Origin of the sequence: Yersinia ruckeri ATCC 29473 (assembly GCF_000754815.1) — a bacterium.
In the GTDB taxonomy this organism is placed as follows: domain Bacteria; phylum Pseudomonadota; class Gammaproteobacteria; order Enterobacterales; family Enterobacteriaceae; genus Yersinia; species Yersinia ruckeri.
This window is the reverse complement of sequence record NZ_KN150747.1, coordinates 64,729-84,046: the sequence shown is the minus strand read 5'-3', so window position 1 is coordinate 84,046 and position 19,318 is coordinate 64,729. Positions and strand designations below refer to the sequence as shown.

The following is a 19,318-nucleotide window of genomic DNA, read 5'->3' as shown; positions in this document are numbered from 1 at the left end:
AGCTAACCGACTGAGTGGTTAAGCTCGCTTTCCCTAGGGAGTTACGTTTGTTAACTCCCAGTCATTTCACTTTCGTCTTCCAGCAGCCACAACGGGCTGGCACGCCGCAAATCACCATCCTCGGCCGCCTGAACGAGCTGGGGCATCCCCGCATCGGTCTTACCGTCGCCAAAAAACATGTCAAACGTGCTCATGAACGTAATCGGATCAAACGCTTAACACGCGAGAGCTTCCGCTTGCATCAACATACGTTGCCGTCTATGGATTTTGTGGTGTTGGTTAAAAAAGGTGTGGCTGACCTTGATAACCGTGCGTTGACGGAAGCTTTGGAAAAATTATGGCGCCGCCACTGTCGCCAGGCTCCCGCATCCTGATCGGCCTGATTAGGGGCTATCAGCTCGCTATCAGTCCGCTGTTGGGGCCGCGCTGTCGTTTCCATCCGACGTGCTCTCATTACGGAATTGAGGCATTGCGCCGGTTTGGCATGATAAAAGGCAGTTGGTTAACGCTGAAACGCGTATTAAAATGCCACCCTTTGAACCCAGGTGGCGATGATCCCGTGCCGCCGAAACCCGACGATAACAGAGAACACTAACGATGGATTCGCAACGCAATCTTCTCCTCATCGCGCTGCTGTTCGTGTCTTTCATGATCTGGCAAGCATGGCAAGTGGATAACAACCCACAAACCGTAGCTCAGACCACGCAACAGACTTCGAATGCTGCAACCGGTGATACTGCAAGCCAGGCTGTGCCAGCCAGTGGTCAAGGTCAATTGATCACGGTTAAAACTGATGTGCTGTCTCTGACCATTAATACCCGTGGCGGTGACATTGAGCAGGCTAACCTGCTGGCTTACCCGGATTCTCTGGGTTCAGACAAAACATTCGAACTGCTGGAAACGACCCCGGCCTTTGTTTATCAGGCACAAAGCGGTCTGACCGGCAAAAACGGCCCGGATAACCCGGCAAACGGCGAACGCCCACTGTTCGCAGCGGCGCAAAACAGCTTTGTACTGGCTGATGGTCAGGACGAACTGCGTATCCCATTGACCTTTACCGCAAAAGATGGCTCAGTCTTTACGAAAACATTCATTGTTAAGCGTAATGATTATGCGATTGGCGTGGATTACCAGGTTAAGAACGCCTCTGCTGCACCGTTAGAATTGACGTTATTTGGGCAGTTGAAGCAAAGCATCAATCTGCCTAAACATCGTGATACTGGCAGCAATAATTTTGCTCTGCACACTTACCGCGGCGCGGCGTACTCTTCTGATGAAGATAACTATCAGAAATATGCTTTCGATAAAATCGAAAAAAATCCGCTGAATATCACCACCAAAGGTGGCTGGGTCGCGATGCTGCAACAGTATTTTGCAACTGCGTGGATTCCAGAAGCCAACGAAACCAATACCTTCTACTCTGCCGATTTGGGCAATGGGTTAGCGGCTATCGGCTTCAAAGGTACGCCGGTTGTGGTGCAACCGGGTGAACAGAAACAACTGGCCGCAACCCTATGGGTGGGTCCGGAAATTCAGGACAAAATGGCGGCTATCGCACCGCACCTTGACCTGACTGTTGACTACGGCTGGCTATGGTTTATCTCTCAGCCACTGTTCAAACTGTTGAAATTCATTCACGGTTTCGTCGGTAACTGGGGCTTTTCCATCATCGTAATCACCTTTATCGTGCGTGGTATCATGTACCCGCTGACGAAGGCACAGTATACCTCGATGGCGAAGATGCGCATGTTGCAGCCTAAACTGGCAGCAATGCGTGAGCGAATCGGCGACGATAAGCAACGTATGAGCCAGGAAATGATGGCGCTGTACAAAGCTGAGAAAGTTAATCCTCTGGGCGGCTGCTTACCGCTGGTCATCCAGATGCCTATCTTCCTTGCCTTGTACTACATGTTGATGAGTTCTGTTGAGCTGCGCCACGCGCCGTTCATCCTGTGGATCCATGATTTATCGGCACAAGACCCGTACTACATTCTGCCGATTCTGATGGGTATCACCATGTTCTTCATTCAGAAAATGTCACCAACCACCGTGACTGACCCGATGCAGCAAAAGATCATGACCTTTATGCCAGTGATCTTCACCGTGTTCTTCCTGTGGTTCCCAGCAGGTCTGGTGCTGTACTATATCGTCAGTAACCTGGTGACCATCCTCCAGCAGCAGTTGATTTACCGTGGTTTGGAAAAACGTGGCTTACACAGCCGTGACAAAAAGAAATAATATTTACCGGTAATCATCTGTATTAATAGCCTAAGGCGGTCAATTGACCGCCTTATTCTTTTTAGTAGAAATTCGATTTACGCCACGCCAAAGAGAGAGATAACCATGAGCGCAACGGATACTATCGTCGCACAAGCAACCCCACCAGGCCGCGGTGGGGTTGGCATTTTACGTGTTTCAGGTCGCGCCGTGGCCGCCGTTGCCCAAGCGGTGTTGGGTAAACTTCCCAAACCACGCTATGCCGACTATTTACCTTTCCGTGATACCGATGGCACGACGCTAGATCAGGGTATCGTTCTCTACTTCCCTGGCCCGAATTCTTTTACTGGCGAGGACGTACTTGAATTACAGGGCCACGGTGGCCCGGTGATACTGGATTTGTTATTAAAACGCATTCTGGCGCTGCCAGGCCTGCGCATTGCTCGCCCTGGAGAGTTCTCCGAACGGGCGTTTCTCAACGATAAGCTGGATTTAGCACAGGCAGAGGCCATCGCCGATCTGATTGATGCCAGCTCTGAGCAGGCTGCCCGTTCTGCGGTCAACTCATTACAGGGCGCATTTTCTATCCGCATTCATCAACTGGTGGAAGCACTTACTCACTTGCGAATCTACGTAGAGGCTGCGATTGATTTTCCCGATGAAGAAATTGATTTCCTGTCTGATGGCAAGATCGAAGGCCAATTAAATGGTGTCATGAGCGATTTGGCGAAAGTCCGGGCTGAAGCCCGTCAGGGTAGTTTGCTGCGGGAAGGAATGAAAGTCGTTATCGCTGGTCGACCAAATGCAGGTAAATCCAGCCTTCTCAATGCATTAGCTGGCCGTGAAGCCGCAATTGTGACAGATATAGCCGGCACTACCCGCGATGTACTACGGGAACACATTCACATTGATGGCATGCCATTGCATATTATCGATACCGCCGGTTTACGCGAAGCCAGCGATGAAGTAGAGCGGATTGGTATAGAGCGAGCATGGAACGAGATCGAACAAGCCGATAGAGTGCTGTTTATGGTAGACGGAACCACTACTGATGCGACCGAACCGGCTGCCATCTGGCCAGAGTTTATGGCTCGATTACCGGCGACATTGCCGATAACCGTGGTACGAAATAAAGCCGATGTAACAGACGAGACGCTAGGTTTAACGGAAGTGAATGGTTACTCACTTATTCGTTTATCCGCTCGCACTGGCGATGGAATCGATCTGCTACGCGACCATTTGAAGCAAAGTATGGGCTTTACCAGCAATACTGAAGGTGGCTTCCTGGCCCGTCGCCGTCATTTACAGGCTCTGGAAATGGCAGCCCAGCATTTGGTGCAAGGTAAAGAACAGCTGGTCAGCAACTACGCTGGGGAATTGTTGGCAGAGGAATTACGCCTTGCTCAACAATCGCTTAGTGAAATTACGGGTGAATTCAGTTCAGATGATTTGTTAGGCCGAATTTTCTCTAGCTTCTGTATCGGGAAGTAATATTTTACATCATATTAGCGCCTCACTTGAGGCGCTACACAGCATAAAAAAACAAGAATGTTAGTAATTGCTCACAAACCTATTTATCTCTATGATTTTAAAGTAATCCGTTAACAAAAACATCTTTCAACATCGTAAAGATAGATATGCCGCCAGCATTGCCCACGGCTTCTTATACCGTATTCACTTATAGTTGATCGTAAAAGTCGCTGTCGCATTAATACTACCAACAGAGACTCTGTCACTGGTTTGATAATATTTTGCTGTATAAGGCAAACGGATTTCCCCTGCAATATGACCCAACGTAATCTCTTTATAAAATTCCAAAGGATGGTCGCCATCCCAGAGCTGGATATCCACGCCCTTAGCCGTTGACGTTGCATCAGCGTTAATCACCCCATTGGTATCACCACCCTGCCAGGTAATACTTGCCTGAGCGGGTCCTTTGCATTTCACCGCAATATTAAAAACTTGTTCTCCGATGGTACTATTTTTACCTCTAAAGTGACTTTTTAATATCGTTCCCATCGGTACATTAACTCTGGGTGTAAGAACTTCACAAGAGGCCTCCCTTACACTAAATGCGCTAATATTATATGAATATAAACTTCCTCCGATATTCTCATACTGTTTATATTTCATATTAATTAGAATATTACCCGACTGCCCAGAAACGTGATCGCCGGTTTTAATTAAAGAAAACGTATTCTTATACGTAACCTTGGTACTTAACCCACGAACACCACCCAAAGCCATTAATTGTTTTACTTTATTTTCGTTCTCTGTCTCCCATCGAATGCCAACACCAGGAATAGTTGTATTAAAAACCCTATTCTCGTACTCAGCACCCGCGACCGAATCAACAAACATTCTCATTTCATGCCAGTGCCGGCACATTATCCTTGATTTTACGACTACTTTCTCACCAAACGACTCACCAATGCTGACATCATTACGTACTGAAATATCGCCAAAGGAGACAGCAACATTATGTGCTGCACAATAGGGAACAGCAGAAAAAACCGATGAGGAATAGAAGAAAAGAAATATAAAAACGATAAGATAGTATTTATCTCTATTATTAAAGATAACTTTGACTAACAAAAACATACTTAAATCCTTTTAATCGTGACAATTCTCTGCGATCTGTAATACGCCTGATTTTTTTGAAAAAGCGGATAAATCAGTGTTCACATAGCATTGCTGCCCTTTTCCTTTACCCCATTGCACATTTATTGTGGCCTTTTCTGACACACCACTCAGATAAAGTTCGCCGTTATCACCAACAATGCCGCTGCTATGGCTATTGGTTAATGCCACCTTGGCACCGAAAGGCACGGATTTACCGTGATACCGTAATGTCGCCAATACACGGTATCCGTGACGGACGCGAAAATCGGCAGAAATGACCGCCCCGCGCGTTGGCACAACATTTTTCACGGCATCGTCAATATCTACATTATCAGCCAGCGCTTCGGTATGCAGAGCAATACGGTTATAAGTATAAGGTTCCACTGAAGGAATAACGGCATAGCCGCGAGAGTCCGTTTTTATTCCACTGTGATTCACAATTTCTGTATCTGCCGTACCGGCGGCTTTTACCAGCACCACAGTTTCACCTAACGGTTGAGAGAACGTGATACCGTCGTGATGGGCGACCATGCCACCAGATAATCCGTAATTCAGTGAGCGGCGATGATCACTGTTGCTGTAGCCTATATTCATTCGACCTGATGAATGGGTATATCCTAACGAAGCGCCAGCGCTCGAACCGCCCTGATAATTATTCTGGCTCCCTGTAATACCGTATGACAAAACGCCACCGCTCAGAGCGCTACCATTAATGGCAAATTGCTGACTTCCCTGCCCATGGTCATTTTTATTGATGCTGTAAGTCGCCCATCCACCAGGTAGCCATTTATCCAACGGAATAGAAACATTAAAAGATGCCTGCCTATCTTTGCGCCGAATGGATTCTTTGCTGTTACTATAAGCGAGATTCAGCCCATAACCGATGCCGCCATAACTAATATGGTAACCAGCAGATAATGATTGGCTTGCCCCCTGTTCTCCCCAGTAATCTTGCTGATAAGCAGATAAATATAAGCGCCCAAAATCCCCCATTCCTTGATTTAGGGATAACTGCAACCGATGACGCTTATTTGTGCCGTGGCGGGTTTCTTTTTTACCTATCCATTCATTTGCCTCGTTAAACGAATAGTAGCCTGACGTGGAATAGCGATATCCAGCCAGCGTCAGTGCAGTCCCTGTTGCCGCAATACTTTTGGCATATTGGATGCGGTAGGATTGCCCTTGTTTATGTCCGTGATGACGAAACTGAGTTTCTGCCAACGTCATATCCAGAGAGAATGCACCAAAAGCCCCCATTCCAAGACCTATTCCCCCGTTTAATGATTTATAGTTATCCGCAATCTGCATACCAGATAACAGACTTAACTGGTTAGAAAGGCCATAAATAAATTCAGCTTCACTAAAGTAGGGCTTGTACACTTCGGTGCTTGCATGGCGATAACGGCCAAATATCAGCTGATATCTTAATTGTCCTGCCCGCTGCATTATCGGCACCGATGAGAATGGTTGGACAAATTTACGCTGTTGGCCATTTTTTTCATTGATCGTCACATCTAAATCGCCTGAGCCAGATGTAGCATACAGATCTGTAATAATAAATGGCCCAGGAGGCACGTAGCTTTCGTGAATAATATAGTTATTCTGACGAACAGTAACCCGCGCATTACTTTGAGCAATACCACGAATAATCGGAGCAAAACCACGCTGACTACCGGGCAACATTAAACCCTCTGACGTAATAGAGGCCCCAGTAAACTGAACACTTTCAAATATATTGCCAGCAGTAAAAGTTTCACCAACCATCATCTGGCTTTTTAGCTGATGAATATCTCGTTGGATATAACTACCTAGGGTAGAAAAATTATTTCCATCCTTGTTATGGCCAGCATCATAGTTATACACCGATTGATTGCGTAATCGCCAAGGACCAATATTTATTCCACTGCGTAAATTTAAGAAATAACTTTGATTTCTTTCATGATCATGATGATTATCAGAACCACTAAAATCATAGCTCATCAATAATGCTGATTGCCCTTGTTGCCATAAATGATGGGCAACCGAGTCTCTAGCTTGATTATCTAATGCTGCCTGCGGAATGCTGATTTCCAGCCGTTGACGATAAAAATCGAATGTTATTGAAGCCTGTGGTATATATTCTCCAATATCATTAATCACATCTTCAGACGATAACGTTTTTAATGCGGGAAAAACCGAAAAATTTATACCTAACTGTTTTAAATCATCAATAGTCAACTGTGGTGATAATTTTTTATTTGGTAACTGAATAAAATCAATCTGTCTAACATCTCTCTCTTGATTATTGAGAATAATAGCAACCTGATACTGTCCTGGTAATTGTCCATCGGTGGTTGAAAATACGCCTAAATCAATAACCGATTGCTCAATATCATTTAATTCCAATGCTGACACCCGAAAATAGTCCTGCGCGAACACAGAGGGTGATAACAATGTGGGTATCAGTAGATAAGGAATTAATACCAAAATGAAGTCATATCGAAATGATTGTTCACCGCCTTGACTTGTATTTAACATAATATATTTCAGCCTCCCGCTAATCTTGCGTCTTCCTGTTAAAGCAGATTCTTTGTTATCTCCGTGCTAACTCCACCATAGCTATTTATACTATTCCAACTGACCCACCCTGGGTTTTTGGAAGGCAAAAGGTAGTGCATAATTTCTTGTGGTGCGATCATATCCACACCCGGAATCACCTTGCCCGCGACCTTTAATTGCCCAATAGTGACATAGTAATTACTCGGGTTTTTAACCTCGAGTTGATTACCAATTTGGCGGAACGTAAGGGATTTATAAGCTTCATCAGCATCACCTTTTATACCCTCAGGGCGGTAAAATAATTTGATCCGCGTTTTTACCGCTATTACTAAGGTATTCTGTTCATTGTCATTAACTGAAGGGATAGATTTCACATTAAGATAAAAAACTGATTCACGATCGGTAGGCAAACTCCCGCCGGTACGCATAATACGTAGGGTGTTTTCTTTCTCTGCGTCCAGTCTAAATAATGGTGGTGTCACGATAAATGGGGGTTTATCGCCTTTGATATGACTGTGAATAAAAGATTGGATTAAGTAAGGCCGACTTTCACTCCCGTTCATCACTGATATGGATGTTTCCTTTTTTTCTCCATTATAAATAACTCTCGTCCCACCAACAATGATATCAGCATTCGCAGATCCAATACCAAAAAGTATGATTACAATATAAAATATTGACCTCATCTATCATAAAACCTTATTTAAAAAGTACCCAGAATATCTCTTGGCTTTTATTCATGATAAAAGCCAAGATTAACTATTTATTTATAATTAATTACAAAATTAGCTGTAGCATTGGCAGAGCCTGATTTAGCTATTTTACCGCTAGAATGGAATGCCGCCTGTAGTGGAATTTCCATATCCGTGGTATTTACCGATCTAGCATGTATAATATTACTGTTTAAGTCTACTCGATCGACACCTGATGCATCATATAAAGCAAGACCAATACCTTCAGCGGTAGAACCGCTGTCTAACTTAATTAAGGATGGCTCTTCATCATCAGGTATACCGGTGAACTGATATTCTAGTTTTATTGCGTCAGAACCCGATAAGATCGGACAACTGGAAAGTTTAATTTTGAAATGTTTTTTTTCACCAACCAGCGTATTTTTACCACTAATTTCATTTTTAAGATAAGTTCCCATCACAATTTCAGCGCCAGAACTAGAAACAGTACAAGTCGAGTCAACAACTTTACCTTTAAATACGACCATGCCGCTTGTTGGTGTAACCACCGCATAAGAAATACTGCTTGAGAAAATACATATCGAGGAAAATAAATATAACGCAAAATTTTTTTTCATTTACTACACCTTTATAAAAAACACACATCTATATGGTTATATAAATAATATAATGAATATCTATAATTTTATTATGGTAGCAAAAACCCCGTATAGAGATTGATTCTATACTTCCTTAACCTATTAATTAAATTTCAAATACTAATGCATTCAATATCTTTCATAGAAAAAAATTTATTTAAATAATCACATTCCTTTGCCACGCTTGCTTGATTTTATTGCTGCATCTATATCAATAAGGCGAAAAATTATAGGATATTTAGTTGGCAAGATCAAACACCGAGCTATTTACATAAATTAGTTAAATCGATAATAAATAAATCAGTTTATTTACAGTGGATTATATAAATAAGTAAACTTAAACTTACAAAAAAATCAAAATATTACACCAAATCATCCATTTTCTAATGTTATTAAATTTAAATTTATTGTGTTATTAATGCCGGTTAGTTTTAAATTAACACTTAACTATAATAAGTATTATTTCAAGTAACCTGTTTTATTCATATATATATTCCGTGCTTTTGGTATATTTAAACCGAGGTGTTACCTCACTAAACGGCAATAAAAAATCCCTTCTGTTTAGAGAAGGGATTTAAAACAAATTACCCATAACAAGCAGGCTAAATTTTAAAGCCGCTGATCACACCCTCTAACTGTACGGTTTGCTCCTGCATGGCTTGGGCAGCGGCTGCCACTTGTTCCACCAGAGCCGCATTTTGCTGAGTAGAATTATCTAACTGATTTATTGCAATATTAACTTGCTCAATACCTAGGCTTTGCTCCTGACTAGAAGACATGATCTCATTCATTAGCTCAGCAACATTTGATACGCCTTTCATTAAATCATTCATGGTATGGCCAGCATCGGCCACCAGATCAGTTCCGGTCGCAATATCAGCAACTGAATCTTCAATCAGCTTCTTGATCTCTCTGGCCGATGTAGCCGAACGCTGAGCCAAGCTGCGAACTTCAGATGCTACCACCGCAAAACCGCGCCCTTGTTCACCCGCTCGAGCCGCTTCAACGGCGGCGTTGAGGGCCAGAATATTGGTCTGGAAGGCAATACTGTCAATGACGCTGATAATATCAACGATCTTTTTCGATGAATGATTAATCGAGCCCATGGTACTGATAACCTGTCCAACCACAGTGCTACCTTTTACGGCGACCGCTGATGAATCTATAGCTAACTGATTGGCATGGCTGGCATTATCCGCATTCTGCTTCACTGTGCTGGTTAGCTGATCCATTGACGCTGCGGTTTGTTCAATAGCGCTGGCCTGATCCTCTGTACGAGCGGATAAGTCTAGATTTCCGCTGGCTATCTGTCGTGAGGCTGATGCTATAGCCAGACTACTTTCGCCTACCTGGCGCATCATCTGCTGTAAATAATCAATGAACTGATTAAAGCTCTGATTGATGGCATTAAATTCAGGGCTACTGCTGGCTGGCAACCGTTGAGTTAAATCCGCACCACCTGCCGACAAAGCAGTAATATTCTGTTTTAACACCGCCAAACGCCGCATAAAGATACGAATTGAGAATATCAGGAATAGAAACAGCAATAGCATGATCGGAATTTGCACCAAGCCTAAATGGAACAGAATGCTATTACTCTGTTTAACTAATAAGCTGGTTGGCAGATCGGTCACCAAATACCAAGGGCTATTCGCTATTGGTCGTATAAATAAAGTATGAGATTGACCGTCCCGATAATATTCCTGTTCTGCTACTGGCTGATTAGCAATATTAGCCAGCAATCGTTGCGTTTCTGCCGCCATAGGGGAGGAAGCACTGATATCAGACAGATTCTGTAACCCTGACGATCCTTCAGATGACAAACTGCTGCCAACAATTTTTCCATCAGATTCTACGATTAAAATAGAACCGTGAATTTTTTGCTCCATCTGGCTGACTAATTGATTAAAGAAACCCAGCGTGACATCAATGGTAGAAACACCGTAAACCTCATTGCCTTTATAAATAGCCATGGCGCAGTTGGTTCGTGGCTGCGGACTGGCGTCATCCTGATACGCCTTTGCCCACGCACAAAAACCTTTGGCACTTTTTAAGCCCTCTTTATACCAAGGTTGCTCGAAATAATTTTGTGATTCCGGTGAGTTCCAATGGGTATTGACTGCCAGCTTATTACTGGCATCGCGCGCATAAAAGGTACTGAACTTGATCGTCCCTTCTTGCCGTTTATTAGGTAACGGCCAGATTCCTCCACCAAATACATTCGAATCGCCATATTGATCGACTAATCCCGGTAACAATGAGTCAATCGCGCTGCTGTCCATTAACGAAACCGCCTGAGTCATGCTGCGTGATTGTGCTTCTACTTTATTCATTTGGGTGCTAATCGCGGTAGCAATTTGATCAACACTATTGCCGATAATCGTACTTTCAGAACGTTTGAGTTGTGGTGTGATAAACGACTGGATAACCATAAAGGTGATTATCAGTAATAAGATAAAGAAGATGCTGACTAATAAGGTAAATCTGGCCTGAGTGGTCTTAATCATTGTCATATCACTCACTAAAAGAGAGCTGGATAGGTCCAGATCTATTAACGGCATTTTTTGATGATTCTTTATGCTATAGAGGTAGGAATATTGACTTTTTTGTTGCCAATCACATTATAGGTGCAAGAAGCGGCCTGGAAAGGAAAACGGCCACCACATCAGGTCGATGCGGTGGCCGTGATGACCATTAGGCAAACAATTCGTTATCAGTGATCGACAAACGCGATTTTCAATACAAATAACAGCGCCACAACCACAACGCACGGGCTGATTTCACGCCAGCGCCCTGTACCCAGTTTCATCACGCAATAGGCGATAAAGCCCAGCGCAATGCCTTCCGTAATCGAGAAACTAAATGGCATCATCGCGGCGGTAACAAAGGCCGGAACCGCTTCGGTCAAATCATCCCATTTGACTCGTGCCAGACTGGAGGTCATCAAAACCCCGACATAAATCAACGCACCAGCTGCCGCATAAGCAGGCACCATGCCCGCCAGCGGAGAAATAAATATCACCAGCAGGAATAAAATACCGACGACAACGGCGGTTAAACCGGTACGGCCACCGACGGCAACACCAGAGGAGCTTTCGATATACGCCGTTACTGACGAAGTCCCAACAAAAGCACCAGCAACCGAGCTGATACTGTCAACGTACAGAGCCTGTTTCATGCGTGGAAACTTGCCTTTATCATCGGTCAGACCGGCTTTATCGGTAACACCAATCAGCGTGCCAGATGAATCGAACAGGTTAACCAGCATAAAGGAGAAAATCACTCCAGCAAGACCCAGATTCAACGCACCAGCAATATCCACCTGCCCAACGACCGACGTCACACTCGGTGGCATGGAGAAAATACCATTGTATTGAACATCACCCAATGCCCAGCCGATCAGCGTAGTCACGACGATAGAAACCAGCACTGCAGCATGAATGTTACGGGAAGCCAGTACCGCAATGATGAAGAAACCTAGCGCACCCAGTAGAACATTATGGGAGGTCAGATTACCGACAGCGACCAGAGTGTCCGGATTGGCAACCACAATGCCAGCATTTTTCAGCCCCATCATTGCAATAAACAAGCCAATACCACTGGTGATACCGACGCGCAGGCTCAATGGAATATTGGCAATCATCCAATAACGAATACGAAAAATCGTTAACAAAAGGAAACCGATTGCGCCCCAGAAAATAGCGCCCATCGCCACCTGCCATGAAATGCCCATCGCACCCACGACCACAAAGGCAAAGAAAGCGTTCAGTCCCATAGCCGGTGCCAATGCGACAGGCAAGTTAGCCAATAATCCCATAAGGATACTGCCGAAAGCAGCAATCAGACAGGTAGTGACGAAAACAGCCTGCACATCCATACCCGCCACCCCAAGAATCTGTGGGTTCACAAAAACGATATAGACCATAGTCAGGAAGGTGGTGATACCGGCAATCAGCTCAGTGCGCGCCGTTGTACCGTGCTGTTTTAGTTTGAATACGCGTTCGAGCATCCCCTGCTCAACATCAAGGTTTGGCTTACTCATTATTAGAGTTCCACAAAAGGAGTGAATAGTCGGCAGCTATCCTATAACAAAATGCACCAATGTTGAGCCGGATCACACTCTTTTTTAGCGCATTTTCGCAGATGTTTGTGCCAAATAGTCTCTATTTCACAGCTATTGCATGCCTGACAATCAAGTCTGAATTTCAGTCATTAAACTCAAAGCGCTGTATTTATTGAATTTATCATCAATTAACTCGCTAACCGTGAAACTCACCATCGCATTATTTGCGTACAACATTAAAGTGAATCACGGGTACATAAATAACGAGAATTAACCTTATACCTCAGATTGAGCGTGTCATGTTTGACGGCGATGGTAGGTTATTCGCGGGAAGCGTCGATTTATTCCGCCACCAGCACCATGACAGCCTAATAATACGATTTTTTTTCGGATTGAAACGACGATTAATGGCGTTGGCGAACACATCCAGCATCAGGCAAAGCACAAAATAAATCAGGCCGACAAACAGGAAAACCTCCATCGGGTATACCATGCTACGGTTATTGACCTGAGTCGCCAGAAAAGTCAGTTCATTCACACCAACGATATATGCCAGCGATGTATCCTTTATTAGTGAAATCCATTGATTAATAAACGAAGGCACCATGATACGTAGCGCCTGTGGCAATACGACATAAGCCAAAACCTGCCAACGATTGAACCCCAGAGATAAACCAGCCTGCCACTGGCCTTCGCCGACCGCCATAATTCCCGCTTTAACCGCATGAGCCAGATAGGCAGCCGCAATCAGCGCCAAAGCGAAAACTACGGTGGTGATTTCCGGAATATCCACGCCAAAAACGATCGGCAATAAAAAATAAGTCCAGAAAATCAGCATAATCACCGGAATGGCCCGGAAGAACCCTAATACCGCCGCAAGTATTCCGGCCCAGACACCACGGGACATTGCCAGAGCAACACCAAAAATAACCCCCAGAATAGCAGATGCAACACCAGCCATCAGGCTGATCAGTATGGTTAATGCTGCGCCACCTAGCGGCCCTTCCGGGTAAGTACCCCACAGCAAATAGCGCCAGTTATCGGTAATAATCGTAAAATCCATCTTAATGTCCTCTGGCTGCCAGCCGCTGTTGACGCCACATACCCCACGCCTCGATTAAAGCAATCACCGAGATATACAACAGTGTGGCAACACCAAAGGCCTGAAAAGTGCGCAAAGTTTCAGTTTCTACCTGACGAGAAGCGTAAGAAAGTTCCGCGACACCGATCGCCATCGCTAACGATGAGTTCTTGATAATATTCATGTATTGCCCCAATAACGGCGGCATGGCTATTTTAAGCGCTTGAGGCAAAACCACATAGCGCATGGATTGCCACCCCGTTAATCCCAGAGCGTGAGCGGCATATTTTTGCCCTTTGGCAACACCGCTAATTCCCGCACGCAACTCTTCCGCAATAAAAGCTGTCGAATAGAGCGTCAAACCAATAAAACCCGCCAGAAACTCAAAAGAAGGCCAATACAAGGTAAATCCAGGCAGACTCAATTCATGAGGCGTATTCAGCCACTCCATCCAGCCAGAGGGTAAAATTTGACCAGCGGCGAAATACCAAAAAAACAATTGAATTAACAATGGAGTATTACGAAATAGCGTGCTGTAGGCGATAGCTGACCACTGCCATGATTTCAGATGACTCTCGCGTGCAGCCGCCAGGAAAAAACCCAGTAAAGTTGCAGCGACGACCGTGCAGACGGAGATCCACAGCGTCAGTAAAAATCCGTCCCAAAGCCAACCAAGATAGGGAGAAACCAACAACCAGTCGGTGAATTGATGCAGGTTCATATCGCCTTATGTCCATTCAGTTGTGCAATAAAATCCATCTTGTTTCTCCGTCTCCTTCAAACAAACACCCCCACATTGGCTGGCAATGCAGGGGTTTTAACCGTTTAAGCTCGCCTAACTACCCATAAAATCAGGCTTTAGGTTGTTGATCCAAAGGCGCAAACGTAAAGTCACCACGAGGTTGGGCAGATTTGGTTTCCGGCCCAAACCAATGGTTATAAATCTTCACCGCATCACCGTCTTTTTCCAGTTTTTCCAACGTTTGGTTTACCGCTGCAGTCAGGCGATCCTCACCTTTAGGGATACCTATGCCTTGGTATTCTTTGGTAATACTGAAAGGAGAAATTTCAAAGTCTGCTTTTTGCGCCGCTGGCACATTGCCCAGCAGCCCGACTAATTTGGCATCATCCTGGGTGATAGCCTGTACGTTACCATTACGTAACGCGGTGAATGCCAGCGGCGTATCATCATAAGAAATCACTTTGGCCGTTGGATAACGATCCCGCAGAGTAATCTCTTGGACGGTGCCTTTATCCGCACCAATACGCAGCTTGCCGATATCTTCTGGCGTCGTTAATACCCCTTTGCGGGCAATAAATTTCTGACCCGTGGCAAAGTAAGGCAGGCTAAAGTTAACTTGTTTAGCGCGTTCATCAGTAATAGTGAAGTTAGCAGCAATTAAATCGACTTTTTTCGATGCCAATAACGGAATACGGTTTGCCGGATTAGTTGCTTTCAGCTCCAATTTGACGCCCAAATCTTTCGCGATTGCATTCGCCACATCCACATCGTAGCCCACTAGTTTTTTACTTTGCTCATCAATATAACCAAACGGGGGATTGCTATCAAAAACGGCAATTCGCACCACACCAGCCTGCTTAATATCATCCAGTTTATCGGCCTGTGCCTGGCCGGAAAGCGTAACTAAACTGGCGAGCAGCGTTAATGCTATAGCGTGGTGTTTCATGGATAACTCCTAAGTAATTGATGTGCCGCATTGAACATAAGCTACCAATTTGGACTTAGGTCAGGAAATAATATAAAACACTATGTTTATAACCATTTTAACTATACGAAAAACTCAGGCTGTATCAGGCGGCAGGCGGGAAAACAGGGGGAAGAGCGGAGGGAAAAAGCCCGGAAAAAAACCGGGCATTAGAAATTATTTTTGACTGTCTTTATTGTCAGCAAGAAGTTGTTCCAGAGCATCGCCACCCAAATGGCGGAAATCCTGCCCTTTAACGAAGTAAAAAATGAATTCACAAATATTCTGGCAACGATCACCAATGCGCTCAATGGAACGGGCGCAAAATAGTGCAGTTAATACGCTAGGAATAGTGCGAGAATCTTCCATCATATACGTCATTAACTGACGCACGATCCCTTCATATTCCTGATCCACTTTTTTATCTTCTCGATAAATACGAATGGCTTCATCCAAATCCATCCGAGCAAACGCATCTAGTACATCATGAAGCATCTGTACAGTGTGACGACCCAAAGATTCCAGGCTGACTAACAGCGGCTGATGCTGATGGGAAAATTTTTCCAATGCGGTACGGCAAATTTTATCCGCCACATCGCCAATACGCTCCAGCTCGGAAATTGTCTTGATGATCGCCATAACCAAGCGTAAATCACTGGCAGTAGGCTGACGTTTGGCAATGATCCGCACGCAGGCTTCATCAATCGCCACTTCCATCATATTGACCTTTTTATCACCCTCAATGACACGCTTCGCCAACTCACCATCCTGGTTATGCATTGCGGTAATCGCATCGGTCAACTGCTGCTCGACCATCCCACCCATGGTTAACACCTGGGTACGGATATGCTCTAACTCAGCATTAAACTGACCAGAGATATGTTTATTCAGATTCAGGTTATCCATAATACTTCCCGTACGTATAAGCCTATCCCAATAGGCGTAATGAACGCGACCTATTGCAGATGCCTAAACCAAAAGCCGACTTTCAGCCAGGCAAATCTACAGGGTCAGTGTAATAGCCTAGTGAGTCAGGCAATCAACCATAACGACCGGTGATATAGTCTTCAGTCTGCTTCATCTGCGGTGCAGTAAACAGGGTATCAGTATCACTAAATTCAATAAGCTCACCCAGATACATAAATGCTGTATGGTCTGAGCAACGAGCCGCTTGTTGCATATTGTGGGTCACAATGACTACCGTATAATCGGATTTCAACTCACTGATCAACTCTTCGATACGCCCGGTAGAGATGGGATCCAACGCAGAGCAAGGCTCATCCAGCAATAGCACGTCTGGACGAATGGCAATGCCGCGAGCGATACACAAGCGCTGCTGCTGACCACCAGATAAGCTATAACCACTTTGGTGCAGCTTATCTTTGGTTTCATTCCACAGTGCCGCCTTAGTCAGCGCCCACTGCACCCGCTCATCCATATCAACACGTGACAGATTTTCAAACAGTTTCACGCCAAAAGCGATGTTATCGTAAATCGACATTGGGAACGGCGTTGGCTTTTGGAACACCATCCCTACTTTGGCACGCAGCAAGGCAATATCTTGTTTATCCGTTAGAATATTTTCACCATCCAGCAAAATATCCCCTTCTGCACGCTGATCCGGATACAACTGATACATCTTGTTAAAGGTACGCAACAGAGTCGATTTACCGCAGCCTGATGGACCGATAAAAGCCGTGACCTGGTTTTTAGCAATATCCAACGAAATATTCTTCAACGCATGGAATTTGCCGTAATAGAAGTTCAAATCGCGAACCTGAATTTTGCTGTTGGTGGTCTCAGTAGCCATACTCATCAAGACTTCTCTCTTTTAGCCAACGCAGCCTAAGCTACGCTTTTTTGAATTTGGGTGACGAATCAGTATTTTTTCTTCGCGAAGATAACCCGCGCCAGAATATTCAATAACAAAACGCACAGGGTAATCAGCAATACACCGGCCCAGGCCAACTGCTGCCATTCAGCAAAAGGACTCATGGCAAATTTAAAGATAGTGACTGGCAAGTTGGCAATCGGCTGGCTCATATCGGTACTCCAGAACTGATTGGAGAGCGAAGTGAACAGCAACGGTGCTGTCTCCCCGGCGATACGGGCGATAGCCAGCAAGATCCCCGTCAGGATGCCTGAAATGGATGCTTTGAGCGTGATGGCAGAAATCATGCGCCATTTCGGTGTTCCCAGAGCATAAGCCGCTTCACGCAGGCTGTCTGGTACTAATTTCAGCATATTTTCCGTGGTGCGGATAACAATCGGCACCTGTAACAGCGCCAAAGCGATCACCCCAGCCCAGCCAGAAAAATGCTCCATTCTCGTCACTACAATGGTGTAAACGAACAGACCGACAACAATAGACGGTGCGGATAGCAGAATATCATTGATAAACCGGATGACTTCCGCCAGCCAAGATTTACGCCCGTATTCAGCCAGATAAACACCAGCCATAATGCCCAGCGGCGTACCAATAACAGTGGCCCACAGAATCAATAATCCACTACCGACAATGGCGTTAGCCAACCCACCACCCGCAGTATTCGGTGGCGGTGTCATCTCGGTAAACAGCGCCAAAGACATACCGTCAACGCCTTTGGTGACGGTGGAAAATAGAATCCACACCAGCCAAAACAGACCAAAGGCCATAGTTGCCAGAGATAAAACCAGTGCCAGACGGTTCTTTTGACGACGCCAAGCCTGCTTTTTACGACGAGTTTCCAGCAATGCTGGGTTAGTTTGCATATCTATGGTGTTCATATTAGCGCCCCTCTTTCTTAGCCAGACGCAAAATCATCAACTTCGACAACGCCAGAACAATAAAGGTGATAACGAACAAAATAAGCCCCAGCTCCATCAACGCTGCGGTATGCAAGCCAGATTCGGCTTCGGCAAACTCATTGGCCAGCGCCGAAGTGATACTGTTACCTGGCATAAATAGCGAAAAACTGTCGAGTTGGTAGGTATTACCGATGATAAAGGTCACCGCCATGGTTTCGCCCAGCGCGCGCCCCAGACCCAGCATCACGCCGCCGATCACCCCATTTTTGGTGAAAGGTAGCACAATCCGCCAAATCACTTCCCAGGTGGTGCAGCCAATGCCGTAGGCTGACTCTTTCATCATTACCGGCGTTTGTTCGAACACATCACGCATAACAGACGCAATGTAAGGAATAATCATGATCGCCAGAATCACACCGGCAGCCAGAATACCAATACCAAACGCCGGGCCGGAGAACAGCACACCAACAATAGGAATACCTGAAAGTACGTTACCGACCGGTTCCTGGAAATATTTGGCAAAGAGCGGCGCAAAGACAAACAAGCCCCACATCCCGTAAACAATACTTGGAATGGCTGCCAATAGTTCGATAGCGACGCCCAACGGGCGTTTCAGCCAGTTTGGTGCCAGCTCGGTCAAAAATAATGCAATACCAAAGCTGACGGGAACGGCAATAATCAACGCAATTAGTGAAGTCACCACCGTACCGTAAATAGGCACCAGCGCGCCGAATTGCTCAGCGGGTGCATCCCATTCTTTGGTCCACAGAAAGGCAAAACCAAATTTTTCAATACTTGGCCAGGAAGCAACGATCAGTGAAATGATGATCCCGCCCAGCAGGAATAGGGTTATCAGCGCAGCCAGTTTTACCAGTGCGCCAAAAATGATGTCACCGTACTTGCTCGGTGCTTTGATAGTCGGCTTATAACCAGCCATAGACTCTCTTCTCATCCGGGTGTTATGTCCCTCCCCA

The 19,318-nt window shown here is 45.2% G+C and carries 17 protein-coding genes; 4 read left to right on the top strand and 13 right to left on the bottom strand.

What is annotated here, in order from left to right; all coding sequences use genetic code 11:
• Positions 1-14 precede the first annotated feature (14 nt).
• The 4 genes from rnpA to mnmE all read left to right on the top strand — a co-directional run bounded on the left by rnpA (position 15) and on the right by mnmE (position 3,708).
• Entirely contained in the window at positions 15-374 is a 360-nt protein-coding gene (gene rnpA, locus DJ39_RS00385) for a ribonuclease P protein component (RefSeq protein ID WP_025380108.1), read from the top strand.
• The gene (gene yidD, locus DJ39_RS00380) at positions 338-595 is read left to right on the top strand and encodes a membrane protein insertion efficiency factor YidD (protein WP_038242187.1); all 258 of its coding nucleotides are present in this window, start codon (positions 338-340) and stop codon (positions 593-595) included. Before rnpA ends, yidD begins: the two co-directional genes overlap by 37 nt.
• Before the next feature lie 2 nt (positions 596-597).
• On the top strand, positions 598-2,238 hold the full coding sequence (gene yidC, locus DJ39_RS00375) for a membrane protein insertase YidC (RefSeq protein WP_038242190.1): 1,641 nt from the start codon (positions 598-600) through the stop codon (positions 2,236-2,238).
• Between the two features lie 105 nt (positions 2,239-2,343).
• Positions 2,344-3,708 carry a tRNA uridine-5-carboxymethylaminomethyl(34) synthesis GTPase MnmE gene (gene mnmE, locus DJ39_RS00370; protein WP_004718238.1) on the top strand — a complete coding sequence of 455 codons (1,365 nt, stop codon included), beginning with the start codon at positions 2,344-2,346 and terminating at the stop codon, positions 3,706-3,708.
• A gap of 183 nt (positions 3,709-3,891) precedes the next feature.
• Here the strand turns inward: mnmE and DJ39_RS00365 are convergent, their stop codons facing one another.
• From DJ39_RS00365 to pstC, 13 genes are all read right to left on the bottom strand, one after another.
• A complete protein-coding gene (locus tag DJ39_RS00365; protein WP_004718236.1) occupies positions 3,892-4,818 on the bottom strand; it encodes a fimbrial protein in 927 nt (308 codons plus the stop codon).
• A 12-nt stretch (positions 4,819-4,830) separates the two neighbouring features.
• Complete coding sequence (locus tag DJ39_RS00360) at positions 4,831-7,356, bottom strand: fimbria/pilus outer membrane usher protein (protein ID WP_069971747.1); 2,526 nt, start codon at positions 7,354-7,356, stop codon at positions 4,831-4,833.
• A 38-nt stretch (positions 7,357-7,394) separates the two neighbouring features.
• Positions 7,395-8,063 (bottom strand): fimbrial biogenesis chaperone, encoded by a 669-nt coding sequence (locus tag DJ39_RS00355; RefSeq protein ID WP_038242196.1) that lies wholly within the window; start codon positions 8,061-8,063, stop codon positions 7,395-7,397.
• A 77-nt stretch (positions 8,064-8,140) separates the two neighbouring features.
• On the bottom strand, positions 8,141-8,686 hold the full coding sequence (locus tag DJ39_RS00350; RefSeq protein ID WP_004718231.1) for a fimbrial protein: 546 nt from the start codon (positions 8,684-8,686) through the stop codon (positions 8,141-8,143).
• Positions 8,687-9,309: 623 nt separating this feature from the next.
• Positions 9,310-11,214 (bottom strand): methyl-accepting chemotaxis protein, encoded by a 1,905-nt coding sequence (locus DJ39_RS00345; RefSeq protein WP_038242252.1) that lies wholly within the window; start codon positions 11,212-11,214, stop codon positions 9,310-9,312.
• A gap of 206 nt (positions 11,215-11,420) precedes the next feature.
• The gene (locus DJ39_RS00340) at positions 11,421-12,749 is read right to left on the bottom strand and encodes an NCS2 family permease (protein ID WP_004718226.1); all 1,329 of its coding nucleotides are present in this window, start codon (positions 12,747-12,749) and stop codon (positions 11,421-11,423) included.
• 304 nt (positions 12,750-13,053) lie between these two features.
• Positions 13,054-13,833 (bottom strand): amino acid ABC transporter permease, encoded by a 780-nt coding sequence (locus DJ39_RS00335; RefSeq protein ID WP_004718223.1) that lies wholly within the window; start codon positions 13,831-13,833, stop codon positions 13,054-13,056.
• A gap of 1 nt (position 13,834) precedes the next feature.
• Complete coding sequence (locus DJ39_RS00330) at positions 13,835-14,572, bottom strand: amino acid ABC transporter permease (RefSeq protein WP_004718221.1); 738 nt, start codon at positions 14,570-14,572, stop codon at positions 13,835-13,837.
• A gap of 130 nt (positions 14,573-14,702) precedes the next feature.
• Positions 14,703-15,539 (bottom strand): ABC transporter substrate-binding protein, encoded by an 837-nt coding sequence (locus DJ39_RS00325; protein WP_004718220.1) that lies wholly within the window; start codon positions 15,537-15,539, stop codon positions 14,703-14,705.
• Between the two features lie 195 nt (positions 15,540-15,734).
• Complete coding sequence (gene phoU, locus DJ39_RS00320; RefSeq protein ID WP_004718218.1) at positions 15,735-16,463, bottom strand: phosphate signaling complex protein PhoU; 729 nt, start codon at positions 16,461-16,463, stop codon at positions 15,735-15,737.
• Positions 16,464-16,596: 133 nt separating this feature from the next.
• Complete coding sequence (gene pstB, locus DJ39_RS00315) at positions 16,597-17,373, bottom strand: phosphate ABC transporter ATP-binding protein PstB (protein WP_004718216.1); 777 nt, start codon at positions 17,371-17,373, stop codon at positions 16,597-16,599.
• 62 nt (positions 17,374-17,435) lie between these two features.
• Positions 17,436-18,323, bottom strand: coding sequence for a phosphate ABC transporter permease PstA (pstA, locus tag DJ39_RS00310; RefSeq protein WP_004718215.1), 888 nt, complete (start codon positions 18,321-18,323; stop codon positions 17,436-17,438).
• A gap of 1 nt (position 18,324) precedes the next feature.
• On the bottom strand, positions 18,325-19,281 hold the full coding sequence (pstC, locus tag DJ39_RS00305) for a phosphate ABC transporter permease PstC (protein ID WP_004718212.1): 957 nt from the start codon (positions 19,279-19,281) through the stop codon (positions 18,325-18,327).
• Positions 19,282-19,318 lie beyond the last annotated feature (37 nt).

Coding starts and splice junctions, on each gene's coding strand:
- pstC (WP_004718212.1), bottom strand. CDS start 19,281: ATGGCTGGTTATAAGCCGACTATCAAAGCACCGAGCAAGTACGGTGAC.
- DJ39_RS00365 (WP_004718236.1), bottom strand. CDS start 4,818: ATGTTTTTGTTAGTCAAAGTTATCTTTAATAATAGAGATAAATACTAT.
- DJ39_RS00355 (WP_038242196.1), bottom strand. CDS start 8,063: ATGAGGTCAATATTTTATATTGTAATCATACTTTTTGGTATTGGATCT.
- pstA (WP_004718215.1), bottom strand. CDS start 18,323: ATGAACACCATAGATATGCAAACTAACCCAGCATTGCTGGAAACTCGT.
- DJ39_RS00350 (WP_004718231.1), bottom strand. CDS start 8,686: ATGAAAAAAAATTTTGCGTTATATTTATTTTCCTCGATATGTATTTTC.
- yidC (WP_038242190.1), top strand. CDS start 598: ATGGATTCGCAACGCAATCTTCTCCTCATCGCGCTGCTGTTCGTGTCT.
- DJ39_RS00340 (WP_004718226.1), bottom strand. CDS start 12,749: ATGAGTAAGCCAAACCTTGATGTTGAGCAGGGGATGCTCGAACGCGTA.
- phoU (WP_004718218.1), bottom strand. CDS start 16,463: ATGGATAACCTGAATCTGAATAAACATATCTCTGGTCAGTTTAATGCT.
- yidD (WP_038242187.1), top strand. CDS start 338: ATGGCGCCGCCACTGTCGCCAGGCTCCCGCATCCTGATCGGCCTGATT.
- DJ39_RS00345 (WP_038242252.1), bottom strand. CDS start 11,214: ATGATTAAGACCACTCAGGCCAGATTTACCTTATTAGTCAGCATCTTC.
- pstB (WP_004718216.1), bottom strand. CDS start 17,373: ATGAGTATGGCTACTGAGACCACCAACAGCAAAATTCAGGTTCGCGAT.
- DJ39_RS00360 (WP_069971747.1), bottom strand. CDS start 7,356: ATGTTAAATACAAGTCAAGGCGGTGAACAATCATTTCGATATGACTTC.
- DJ39_RS00335 (WP_004718223.1), bottom strand. CDS start 13,833: ATGGATTTTACGATTATTACCGATAACTGGCGCTATTTGCTGTGGGGT.
- mnmE (WP_004718238.1), top strand. CDS start 2,344: ATGAGCGCAACGGATACTATCGTCGCACAAGCAACCCCACCAGGCCGC.
- DJ39_RS00325 (WP_004718220.1), bottom strand. CDS start 15,539: ATGAAACACCACGCTATAGCATTAACGCTGCTCGCCAGTTTAGTTACG.
- DJ39_RS00330 (WP_004718221.1), bottom strand. CDS start 14,572: ATGAACCTGCATCAATTCACCGACTGGTTGTTGGTTTCTCCCTATCTT.